Annotated in this window: 7 protein-coding genes; 3 read left to right on the top strand and 4 right to left on the bottom strand. The window is 68.4% G+C overall.

What is annotated here, in order from left to right; all coding sequences use genetic code 11:
• The first annotated feature begins 57 nt into the window (after nucleotides 1-57).
• From IFJ75_RS12560 to IFJ75_RS12550, 3 genes are all read left to right on the top strand, one after another.
• Complete coding sequence (locus tag IFJ75_RS12560; protein ID WP_207868526.1) at nucleotides 58-1,278, top strand: NADP-dependent isocitrate dehydrogenase; 1,221 nt, start codon at nucleotides 58-60, stop codon at nucleotides 1,276-1,278.
• 156 nt (nucleotides 1,279-1,434) lie between these two features.
• Nucleotides 1,435-2,079: a DUF2939 domain-containing protein gene (locus IFJ75_RS12555; protein ID WP_207868525.1), complete on the top strand. Its 645-nt coding sequence runs from the start codon at nucleotides 1,435-1,437 to the stop codon at nucleotides 2,077-2,079.
• 52 nt (nucleotides 2,080-2,131) lie between these two features.
• A complete protein-coding gene (locus IFJ75_RS12550; RefSeq protein WP_207868524.1) occupies nucleotides 2,132-2,686 on the top strand; it encodes a DUF2939 domain-containing protein in 555 nt (184 codons plus the stop codon).
• Between the two features lie 3 nt (nucleotides 2,687-2,689).
• Here the strand turns inward: IFJ75_RS12550 and IFJ75_RS12545 are convergent, their stop codons facing one another.
• The 4 genes from IFJ75_RS12545 to IFJ75_RS12530 form a co-directional block, all read right to left on the bottom strand.
• Nucleotides 2,690-4,480 carry a DUF885 domain-containing protein gene (locus IFJ75_RS12545; RefSeq protein ID WP_207868523.1) on the bottom strand — a complete coding sequence of 597 codons (1,791 nt, stop codon included), beginning with the start codon at nucleotides 4,478-4,480 and terminating at the stop codon, nucleotides 2,690-2,692.
• Between the two features lie 69 nt (nucleotides 4,481-4,549).
• Nucleotides 4,550-5,875, bottom strand: coding sequence for an ammonium transporter (locus IFJ75_RS12540; protein ID WP_404822025.1), 1,326 nt, complete (start codon nucleotides 5,873-5,875; stop codon nucleotides 4,550-4,552).
• A 46-nt stretch (nucleotides 5,876-5,921) separates the two neighbouring features.
• Entirely contained in the window at nucleotides 5,922-10,439 is a 4,518-nt protein-coding gene (gltB, locus tag IFJ75_RS12535) for a glutamate synthase large subunit (protein WP_207868522.1), read from the bottom strand.
• The gene (locus tag IFJ75_RS12530) at nucleotides 10,436-11,866 is read right to left on the bottom strand and encodes an NAD(P)-dependent oxidoreductase (protein WP_207868521.1); all 1,431 of its coding nucleotides are present in this window, start codon (nucleotides 11,864-11,866) and stop codon (nucleotides 10,436-10,438) included. Before IFJ75_RS12530 ends, gltB begins: the two co-directional genes overlap by 4 nt.
• Between the last annotated feature and the right edge of the window lie 5 nt (nucleotides 11,867-11,871).

The raw sequence follows: 11,871 nt of genomic DNA, 5'->3' as shown, positions 1-11,871 counted from the left end.
GAGGTGGCTATACCGCCGCCAACCTGTTCTCCTTCCCAAACGTCAGAGGCGCTCCGCATGGCCAAGATCAAGGTCGCAAACCCCATCGTCGATATCGACGGCGACGAAATGACCCGCATCATCTGGCAATGGATCAAGGACAAGCTGGTCTTCCCGTTCGTCGACGTCGACCTGGACTACTACGACCTGGGCATGGAGAACCGCGACGCCACCGACGACCAGGTGACGATCGACGCGGCCCACGCCATCCAGAAGCACGGCGTCGGCGTGAAGTGCGCCACCATCACCCCCGATGAAGCCCGGGTGAAGGAATTCGGCCTGAAGAAGATGTGGAAATCGCCGAACGGCACCATCCGCAACATCCTGGGCGGCGTCGTCTTCCGCGAGCCGATCATCTGCTCGAACGTGCCGCGTCTGGTCCCGGGCTGGACCCAGCCGATCGTCGTCGGCCGTCACGCCTTCGGCGACCAGTACAAGGCCACCGACTTCCTGATGCCCGGCAAGGGCGTCCTGACCATGAAGTTCGTCGGTGAAGACGGCACGGTCATCGAGCACGAAGTGTTCAAGGCCCCGGGCGCCGGCGTCGCCATGGGCATGTACAACCTCGACGACTCGATCCGCGACTTCGCCCACGCCTCGTTCGGCTATGGCCTGAAGCGCAACTACCCGGTCTATCTGTCGACCAAGAACACGATCCTGAAAGCCTATGACGGCCGCTTCAAGGACATCTTCCAGGAAGTCTTCGACGCCGAATACGCCGACAAGTTCAAGGCCGCCGGCCTGACCTACGAACACCGTCTGATCGACGACATGGTCGCGGCCGCGATCAAGTGGTCGGGCGGCTTCGTCTGGGCGTGCAAGAACTACGACGGCGACGTGCAGTCGGACGTCGTCGCCCAAGGCTTCGGCTCGTTGGGCCTGATGACCTCGGTCCTGATGACGCCGGACGGCAAGGTGCTGGAAACGGAAGCCGCCCACGGCACCGTGACCCGCCACTACCGCCAGCACCAGAAGGGCGAAGCCACCTCGACCAACTCGATCGCCTCGATCTTCGCCTGGACGCAGGGCTTCAAGCACCGCGCCAAACTGGACGGCAACGCCGAGCTGGATCAGTTCGCCTCGACCCTGGAAAAGGTCGTCGTCGACACCGTCGAAGCCGGCTTCATGACCAAGGACCTGGCGCTGCTGGTCGGCGATCAACAGGGCTGGCTGACCACCGAGGGCTTCCTCGACAAGGTCGCCGAGAACCTCAAGGCCGAGCTTCCGAACATCGGCTAAGCCAGGCCCACGGGCGCTCAAGCAACGAGCCGCCGCGCGGCGAGTGTTAGCGCCCAACAAGAATGATGCGCCCGCAACGGCTTGGCCGTTGCGGGCGTTGTCTTGAGCGCATAGCGTCACGGTTCAAGCCGTCGGGGGACATGTGAGGGACAGGCCGTGACCGAGGAATCGACGAACGACGCCGACTATCAGCCGGTCTGGGCGCGCTCCCAGGCCCGCAAGGCCGCGTCGCGTCGCGATCCTTCGTTCAAACGGCTGATTCTGAACCTGATCGTCGTCGGTGTGGTCGCTGCGGTCGCCGCCTTCTTCATCGCCCCCGCCGTCGCCTTCTTCGGCATCCGCGCCGCCGCCCAGGCCGGGGACGTGCAGGGGCTGTCCAAACTGATCGACTATGACGCCGTGCGCGCCTCGCTGAGGCCCCAGGTCTCGGGCCGCGTCGAGCCTTTGACGCCGCCGCCGTCGATCCTGCAGGATCCGTTCGGCGCCATTCGCCGCCAGTTCGAACAGGCCGTGCCCCAGGTCGTCCCGAGCGCACCGCCGGTCGACGCCTGGCTGGCCCCGCAGCCGTTGATCGCCCTGACCTCGGGCGCCGGCCGCGACGCCCTGACGGTGGCGGAGAATCCGGCCGGCAAGACCGCCCAGGGCTGGCCCCGTCCGGTCTACTGGAGCGTCAATCGCGCCCGGCTGAGCATCGCGGATGACGCCCATGCCCCGACGATCTTCACCTTCGAGCGGCGAGGGCCGTTCGAGTGGAAACTGGTGCATATTGGTCTGCCTCCGGAAGGTTCCGTAGCGCTTTGATCCTTCCTCGAAACCGTCAAGCCTGCGCCGCGTTGCGGTTCGAGGAGACCGCATGAACCGCAAGACCCAACTCGCCGTCCTCGGCGGCGTCCTGTTCCTTTTCTTCGCGGCGTATTTCGCCTCGCCGCTGCTGGCGGTGCGCGGGCTGATCTCGGCCGCCAAGGCGGGCGATGAGGCGAAGCTGGAGCAGTTCGTCGACTTCCCGGCCTTCCGCACCAGCCTGAAGGAAGAACTGAACGCCAAGCTGGTGGAGGAGATGCGCGCCGACCTCGGCGACCGCGCCGGCGGCCTCGGCGGTCTGGGCATGATCCTGGCCCCGACGCTGATCAGCGGCGCCGTCGACGCCTTCGTGACGCCTCCCGCCGTCGCCGCCATGGTGCGTTCGGGCGAGGTCCCGAACGCGAAGAGTGTGGCCCGCAACCGCGCCCGCATCCCGGACGAGCCCTCGAGCAAGGTGCATCAGGGCTACAGCTATCGCGGCCTCAACACCTTCGCGATCCGTCTGACGCGCGAGGACCATCCGGACGACTACGTCGACCTGCTGCTGGAACGCCGCAGCGTCTTCTTCTGGAAGCTGGCCGCCATCGACCTGCCGCGGAAGCGCTGAGTCTTATTTCGCTTTCTGGGCCGCGATCCAGGCGTCCATGCGCTGGTCCAGCAGGTCGAGCGGCAGGGGGCCATCGACCAGCAGGGCGTCGTGGAAGTCGCGGACGTTGAACTTGGGGTCTAGCTCGGTCTCGGCGCGGGTGCGGATTGCGCGCAGGCGGATCTCGCCGATCTTGTAGGCCAGGGCCTGTCCCGGCCAGCCGATGTAGCGCTGCAACTCGGTCTCGATATTGTGCGGCGACAGGGCGGAGTTGTCGGTGAAGCACTGACGCGCCTGTTCGATGGTCCAGCCCATCCAGTGCATGCCGGTGTCGGCGACCAGACGGCAGGCGCGCCACATCTCGTAGGAGAGGCGGCCGAAGCGCTCTTCCGGCGTGCGGTAGAAGCCCATCTCCTCGCCGAGGAACTCTGAATACAGGCCCCAGCCTTCGGTGAAGGCGGTGACGTCGACGTTGCGGCGGAAATAGGGGCCCTGGGCCGCCTCCTGCTGCAGGGCGATCTGGATGTGGTGGCCGGGCACCGCCTCATGCAGGGTCAGGGCAGGCAGCTCATAGAGCGGCCGCTGGTCCAGCTTGCCGGTGTTGACGATGTATCCGCCGGGCACGCCCTCGGCGAGCGAGCCGCCGTTGTAGCGGCCGGTGGTGTAGGTGTCCTCGATGTCCAGCGGCACGGGCCGGACGTTGTAGGTCAGGCGCGGCAAGGTGCGGAACAGGGCGGGCAGGCCGCCGTCGGCCCGCTTGGCCATCTCCGACGCCTTCTCGATCATGTCCTCGCGCGAGGTCGCATAGAAGCGCGGATCGGTGCGCAGGTGCTGCAGGAAGCCGGCGAAGTCGCCGGTCCAGCCGGCCGCCTTCATCTCGACATCCATGCGGGCGCGGATGCGGGTCACCTCGTCCAGACCGATCTGGTGGATCTGCTCCGGCGTCAGGTCGGTGGTCGTGTAGGATCGGGCCTGGAAGGCGTAGTAGTCCTTGCCGCCGGGGCGCGAGCCGATGCCGACCTCGGCCGAGGCGGCGGGCAGGTAATCGTCCTGGACGAAGGCCAGCCACTGGCGGCGGCGGTGGTTGATCTGGTCGGCGACGATGGCCGCCGCCCGCGTCTTCAGCGCCGCCTGATCGGCTGCAGAGATGGAGGCAGGCAGGGCGGCGAAGGGCTTCAGAAGCGGATCGGTCTCGGGCGTGAAGGCGACCTCGTTCCGCAGGGAGACGAGGTAGCTCTCGGTCACGGATTTCGGCTGGGTGAAGCCGGTGGTCAGGCCGCGCCGGGCGTTCTCCAGACTGTCGTCATAGAGTTTGGGAAGGCCCTCCAGCCGGGCGATCCAGGCGTCGGCGTCGGCGCGATTGGTGATCCGGGTCGAGGAGGCGACATAGGCCAAGTTCTGGCCGATCCCGCCCTCGGAGGTGAAAGCCAGGCGGCCGCTGTCGAAGCGGATCGATTCGATCGCGCGCTTGAGCACCCAGATCAGGAAGTCACGGTTCAGCCGGTCGTCGGATGACAGGCCTTCGATCGGGATGGCCTGGGCGCGGGCGAGGAAGGCCTCCAGCGGCGTCTGCTGGGCGACCTCGGCGGCGCGGGTGACGTCCGGCAGTTTCGACTTGGCCGCCTGATCCCCTTCGAACCCGGCCGAGACCGGGTCATTGGCCTTGAGGAAGGCCTCGTAGTCGGTGAGCAGGGTCGCGAGCGCCGGGTTGGGGGCGGGGGCCGTCGCGGGCGCCGGAGCCACCTGTGCGAAGGCCGCGCCTGCGGTGGTCGAGAGCAGCAGTGCGGCGATGCCGATGGCGACGCAAGAGTTCATGTGAGGGCCCCTTCCAGACGGCGCGCATGGGGCCGGATGGAAGGGGCGGCGTCAATGGGCGAGAGTGGCCTAGCTGTGAATGCTCTCGCCGTGTTCGGAATAGTCGAGACCCTCGACCTCGCCCTCCCTGGTGACGCGCAGGCCGACCGTGAATTTGCAGATCATCAGGACGACGAAGGTGCCGACCGCGCTCCAGGCGATGGCTCCGCCCAGACCGATGGCCTGCTTCACGATCGAGGCGCCTTCCGACAGCGGGTTGACGGCCGTCGAGGCGAAGACCCCGGTCAGAAGGGCGCCGACGATGCCGCCGATGCCGTGGATGCCCCAGGCGTCGAGGCTGTCGTCATATTTGAGCGCATGCTTGAGCCAGACGGCGCCGGCGTAGCAGGCCGGGCCCGCGATGACGCCGATGAAGAAGGCGCCCTTGGGATCGACGAAGCCGGCGGCCGGGGTGATGGCGACCAGACCGGCGACGATGCCGGACAGCAGGCCCAGCAGGGTCGGCTTCTTCTTTTCGATCCATTCGATGGCCAGCCAGCCGAGCGAGGCGGCGGCGGCGGCGAGGATGGTGTTGAAACAGGCCGTGCCCGCCAGCGCATCGGCGGCGCCCGCCGACCCGGCGTTGAAGCCCAGCCAGCCGACCAGCAGCAGGCCCGTGCCGATGGCCGTATAGGCGAGGTTGGCCGGGGCCATGTTGTCGCGCCCGAAGCCGTGACGCGGTCCCAGCACCAGACAGCAGACGAGGCCCGCGATCCCGGCGTTGACGTGGACGACCGCGCCGCCGGCGAAGTCGAGCACGCCCAGCGAGCCCAGATAGCCGCCGCCCCAGACCTGATGGCAGATCGGCGCATAGACGATCAGGTGCCACAGGCCGAAGAAGAGCAGGGAGGCCGAGAACTTCATCCGCTCGGCGAAGGCGCCCGCGATCAGGGCCGGGGTGATGATGGCGAAGGTCATCTGGAAGCTGACGAAGAGCAGTTCCGGAATGCCGGGCAGGAGGCTGTGCGCGGTGGTCGAGGTGACGCCGTTCAGGAACGCCGCCTCAAGCCCGCCGATATAGCCGTTGACCGCGTCAGGCCCCTTGCCGAAGGCGAGGCTGTAGCCGGCGATGAACCAGAGCACCGAGACGAGGGCGAAGGCCGCCGTCGACTGGGCGATGACCGAGATGATGTTCTTCTTCCTGACCATGCCGCCGTAGAACAGCGCGAGGCCCGGCAGGGTCATCATCAGGACCAGCGCCGTCGAGGTCAGCAGCCAGGCGCTGGCGCCCGAGTTCAGGTCGAGCACGGCCTGATGGCCGAGCAGGGCGGGCGCCGCCGAGGCGGGTAGGGCCGTGAGGGCGAGAAGCGCCGCCCCCATCAATGGAATTGAGGCGAGGCGGCGGATCAGGGTCATCGGCGGGGAGGCCTATCGACTAGAGAAAACAGGGGAGGAACCCGGATCATGCGGGCACCGCCTCCGGATGGTCAAGCTTGGCCTCCGCCTCGGCGACCGGGATCGGCACGATGCGGACGAACCGCGTCACACTTTCGGCCCAGTTCGCGATCAGGCGCTTGGCCAGGGGCGAACCCGTGGCCCTGGCATGGGCGCGCACGAGGGCTTCCAGACGATCGGCGGCGGCGGGTGTGAGCGCCGCGACCGAGGCCAGGTCGCCGTTCAGGGCCAGATCGACTTGGGCCCGGTCCTGGAGCACGAACAGCTCGCCGCCGGACATGCCGGCCGCCAGGTTCCAGCCCACAGGACCGAGGACGACGACGCGGCCGCCGGTCATATATTCGCAGCCGTGGGCGCCAAGGCCCTCGACCACGGCTTCGGCGCCGGAGTTGCGGACCGCGAACCGCTCGCCCGCCGAACCGGCGACGAACAGCCGGCCCGAGGTCGCGCCGTACAGGGTGGTGTTTCCCACCGCCGGCTGGTGCTCGCGCCATTCGATCGGCTTGACCACGATGTCGGCGCCGGACAGCCCCTTGCCGACATAGTCATTGGCCTCGCCGGTCAGCTCCAGCTTCAGACCCTTGGCGCAGAAGGCGCCGAAGGACTGGCCGGCGGATCCCTGCAGCTTCAGGGTCAGGACGCCGGTCGGGCCGGTCGGGCCCCAGCGGCGCACGATGGCCGAGGACACGCCCGCGCCGATGGTGCGCATGACGTTGGAGATCGGATAGCTGAGCTCGGACGTCTGGCCCCGGTCGAGGAAGGCCCAGGCGTCGTTGAGGACCCGGGCGTCGAGCGTCGATGGGACCTCGGCGCGACCCTTCTCGGCCCACAGCTTCTTCTCGGGGGCCTCGACACGGACCAGCAGGGGGTTGAGGTCGAGGTCGTCCAGATGGGCGCCGCCGCGACGCACCTGACGCAGCAGGTCGGTGCGGCCGACGATCTCGTCCAGCGTCCGCGCGCCCAGCATGGCCAGGTATTCGCGGACTTCCTCGGCGATGAAGCTGAACAAGTTGACGACCTTGTCGGCCGTGCCCGTGAACTTTTCGCGCAGGCGCGGGTCTTGGGAGCAGACGCCGACCGGGCAGGTGTTGGAATGGCACTGACGCACCATCAGACAGCCCATGGCGATCAGGGAGGCAGTGCCGATGTTGAACTCCTCGGCGCCGAGGATGGCGGCGATGACGATGTCGCGGCCGGTGCGCATGCCGCCGTCGGCGCGGACCACGACGTGGCTGCGCAGATTGTTGAGGCTGAGCACCTGATGGGTCTCGGCCAGGCCGATCTCCCACGGCAGGCCGGCGTGCTTGATCGACGACTGGGGCGAGGCCCCGGTGCCGCCGTTATGGCCCGCGATCAGGATGGCGTCGGCCTTGGCCTTGGCCACCCCGGACGCAATGGCGCCGATGCCCGAGGCCGAGACCAGCTTGACCGTCACCCGGGCGTCCGGGTTGATCGACTTCAGATCGTAGATGAGCTGGGCCAGATCCTCGATCGAATAGATGTCGTGGTGCGGCGGCGGCGAGATCAGGGTCGCGCCGGGCGTCGAGTGACGCATGCGGGCGATGAATTCCGTGACCTTGAAGCCGGGCAGCTGACCGCCCTCGCCGGGCTTGGCGCCCTGGGCGATCTTGATCTCGATCTCGCGGCACTGGTTCAGATATTCGGCGGTGACGCCGAACCGGCCCGAGGCGATCTGCTTGACCGCCGAGTTCATGTTGTCGCCGTCGGCGCGCGTCGCATAGCGCTCCGGATCCTCGCCGCCCTCGCCGGAGACGGAGCGGGCGCCGATGCGGTTCATGGCGACGTTGAGGACGCCGTGGGCTTCGGGGCTGAGGGCGCCCAGCGACATGCCGGGCGTCAGGAAGCGCTTGCGGATCTCCGAGACGCTTTCGACCTCATAGACGGGCACGGGCGACAGGCCTTCGCGCCATTCCAGCAGGTCGCGTGGGGCGTTGTCGGGCTGGGCGCGGATGGCGTCGGTGTACTGCTTGAAGCGCTTGTAGTCGCCGCGGTTGCAGGCGTCCTGCAGCAGGTGGATCGTCTTCGCGTCGTGGGCGTGGCTCTCCTGACCGGCGCGGATACGGAAGAAGCCGCCGATGGCCGGGGAGGGGATGGCCTCGGTCCAGGCCTGGGCGTGGCGGCGCAGGGCCTGCTGCTCCAGACCGGACAGGCCGATGCCCGAGATGCGCGACGGGGCGCCGGGGAAGAACTCGGCCGTCAGGGCGCGCGACAGGCCCAGGACCTCGAACTCGCAGCCGCCGCGATAGGCGGAGATGACCGAGATGCCCTTGCGGGCCAAGGTCTTCATCAGGCCGGCCTCGAGACCGGCCTTGTAGTTCAGGCAGGCGTCGCGCAGCGACAGGCCGGGGTACTGGCCCCGGTCCAGACGGTCCTGGAACATCTCCTGGGCCAGCCAGGGGTTCACGGCGGTGGCGCCGACGCCGACGAGGACGGCGACGCCATGCGGCTCCAGCGCCTCCGACGAGCGGACCACGATGGAGACGAAGCTGCGCAGCCCCTTGTCGGTCAGGCGCAGGTGAACCGCCGCCGTCGCCAGGATCATCGGGATGGTGATCCGCTCTTCCGAGGCGCGTTCGTCGGTCAGGACCACGAGGGCCGAACCCGAGCGCACGGCGGCCTCGGCTTCGGTCTGAATGCGGTCGATCGCAGCGCGCATGCCGGCGCCCGGCCTGTCACCCTCGGCGGGCAGGGGATAGGAGCAGTCGATGGTCACGGTCGTGCCCGCGCCGACGACGCCCAGCATCCGCTCATACATGCCGGTGGTCAGGATCGGGCTGTTCAGGACGAAGACGTTCGTCTGGGCCTCTTCCTCGGCGAGGATGTTGCCGAGGTTCTTGAACCGGGTCTTCAGGCTCATGGCCCCGGCTTCGCGCAGGGGGTCGATGGGCGGGTTGGTGACCTGGGAGAAGTTCTGGCGGAAGTAGTGGGCCAGCGGCCGCGGCAGGTCGGACAGCACCGCCGGCGGGGTGTCATCGCCCATGGAGCCGACCGCTTCCTTGCCGTCGCGGATCAGCGGGTCCAGCAGCATGTCGAGGTCTTCGCGGCTGTAGCCGGCGGCGATCTGGCGGCGCGTCAGGGCCTCGCCCGTGGCGGCGCGGGGCTCGGGTCCGGGGCCGATGACCGGCTCCAGATCGATCATATTGTCCAGCCACTCCTGATAGGGATGGGCGGCGGCCAGGGCGTCGATGGCCTGGGACTCGTCGAGGATGGTCCCGGTCTTCAGGTCGGCGACGATCATCCGGCCGGGGCCGATGGGCAGGCGATAGGCGATACGCGCCTCGGGCAGGCCGGCCAGACCGGCTTCCGATCCGGCCAGCAGCAGGCCGTCGTGGGTGACCATGGCGCGCAGGGGACGCAGGCCGTTGCGGTCCTTGCCGCAGACGACGTAGCGGCCGTCGGTGGCGCAGATCGCCGCGGGGCCGTCCCACGGCTCCATGACCGCGTTGCAGTAGGCGTAGAGCGCGCGGTGGTCGGCCTTCATCAGCCCTTCGTCACGGGCCCAGGCTTCGGGGATCAGCAGGGCCTTGGCCATCGGCGCGGGACGTCCGGCGCGGACCAGAACCTCGAAGACATTGTCCAGGGCGGCCGAGTCGGAGCCGCCCGCCTGAACGACCGGCTTCACGTCCTCGTCGTGGTCGCCGAAGGCCTGGGCCGTCATGCGGATCTCGTGCGACCGCATCCAGTTCAGATTGCCCTTCAGCGTGTTGATCTCGCCGTTGTGGGCCAGCATCCGGAACGGCTGGGCCAGCCGCCACTCGGGGAAGGTGTTGGTCGAATATCGCTGGTGGAAGATGGCGTAGGCCGACTGGAAGGTCGGATCCAGCAGGTCGGGATAGAGCTGGTCCAGCAGCTCGGCGCGCACCATCCCCTTGTAGATCAGCGACCGGGCCGACAGGGAGCAGACGTAGAAGCCGGGCACGGCCTCTGCGGCGACCGCGTTCTCGATCCGGCGGCGGCAGAGATACAGCTCGCGCTCCAGATCCTCGCCGGCCTCGGGGTCGGCGAGGTGGGCGGGGGTGGCCAGCATGATCTGTTCGATCTCGGGCCGGGTCGCCCCGGCCTTGGAGCCGACGACCGACAGGTCGATCGGGGTCTGGCGCCAGCCGTAGATGTAGAAGCCGGCGCGCAGGACTTCGCTTTCGACGATGGCGCGGGCGCGGTCCTGGGCGCCAAGGTCGGTGCGCGGCAGGAAGATCTGGCCAATGGCGATCGGGCCAGGACGCAGGGTCTGGCCGATGACGCGCACCTGTTCGGTGAAGAAGGCCTGGGGCGCCTCGACCATCAGGCCGGCGCCGTCCCCGGACAGGCCGTCGGGATCGACGGCGCCGCGGTGGGCGACATTCTTCAGCGACCGGATCGCGTATTCCACGACTTCACGGCGCGGCTTGCCGTCGATCGCGGCCACGAGGCCGACGCCGCAGGCGTCTTTTTCCGACGTGGGCTGGTAAGCGTGGGCGTCGATCAGCCGCTGCCGATCGGTCTCATATTGGTTGAGCCAGGTCATGCGGCCTGCTCCTCGGTCTGGGTACGCAGATAACGGTCGATTTCGGCGGCGGCGTCCTGGCCGTCGCGCACGGCCCACACCACCAGCGAGGCGCCGCGGACGGCGTCGCCGGCGGCATAGACGCCGGGCAGGGAGGTGGCGAAGCCCGAGCGGGCGACAGCCACGGTGTTCCACTGGGTGAGCGACAGCTCATTGTGGTGGGCGGCGAATTCCTCGGGCTCGAAGCCCAGGGCCTCGATGACCAGATCGGCCTGCAGGTCGAAGTCGCCGCCGGGAACGGGGACGATCTCGCGGCGCTTGCCGAACTCGGGTTCCGACAGGGCCATGCGGGCGGCGCGGACGGACGAGACCGTGCCGTCGCGCGACATCAGGGCCTTGGGCGCGCCCAGCCATTCGAAGACGACGCCTTCTTCCTCGGCGTTCTGAACCTCGCGGGCCGAGCCGGGCATGTTGTCGCGGTCGCGGCGGTACAGGCAGACGACGGATTCGGCGCCCTGGCGGATGGCGGTGCGGACGCAGTCCATCGCGGTGTCGCCGCCGCCGATGACCACGACCTTGCGGCCCTTGGCGTTGTGCCAGGTGTCGTTGTCGACCTCGCCCAGATCGCGACGGTTCTGGTGGATCAGGAAATCGAGGGCCGGGACGGTGTCGCCGGGGCCGCCGCCGGGAACCGACAGGGCGCGCGCCTGATAGACGCCCATGGCCAGCAGGACCGCGTCATGCTTCTCGCGCAGCTCATCAAGCGTGACGTCGACGCCGAGGTTGCAGTTCTGGACGAACTCCACGCCGCCCTCGATCAGGCGATCGGTGCGGCGCTGGACGACGCGCTTCTCCAGCTTGAAGCCGGGGATACCGTAGATCAGCAGGCCGCCCGGGCGGTCGTGGCGGTCGTAGACGGTGACGGCGTAGCCCGCGCTGCGCAGACGGTCGGCGGCGGCCAGACCGGCCGGGCCGGCTCCGACGATGCCGACGGACTGGCCGCGCTCGTGCGCCGGGCGGATGGGTTCGACCCAGCCGTTGTCGAAGGCGGTGTCGCCGATGAAGGCCTCGACCGAGCCGATGGTCACGGCTTCCCAGCCGGACTGGTTCAGGGTGCAGGAGCCCTCGCACAGACGGTCCTGCGGACAGATGCGACCGCAGATCTCGGGCATGGTCGAGGTCGCCGAGGCGACGCGCCAGGCTTCACGCATCTCGTCTTCCGCCGACAGGCCGAGCCAGTCGGGGATGTTGTTCTGCAGGGGGCAGGCGTTCTGGCAGAAGGGCACGCCGCAGTCGGTGCAACGCCCGGCCTGGACCTCGATATTCTCGGTCGTCGGTTTGACGATGATCTCGCCAAAATCCTGCACGCGGACTGAGGCGGTCGTCTTGGGAAGACGACGCGGTTGCACGACGAAGCCCTTCGGCCCGGATGTTCCTTTGTTCTGCATACGCG

Origin of the sequence: Brevundimonas goettingensis (genome assembly GCF_017487405.1) — a bacterium.
In the GTDB taxonomy this organism is placed as follows: Bacteria; Pseudomonadota; Alphaproteobacteria; order Caulobacterales; family Caulobacteraceae; genus Brevundimonas; species Brevundimonas goettingensis.
Note: the sequence above shows the minus strand (reverse complement) of the source record. Positions and strands in the feature narration are given on the sequence as shown.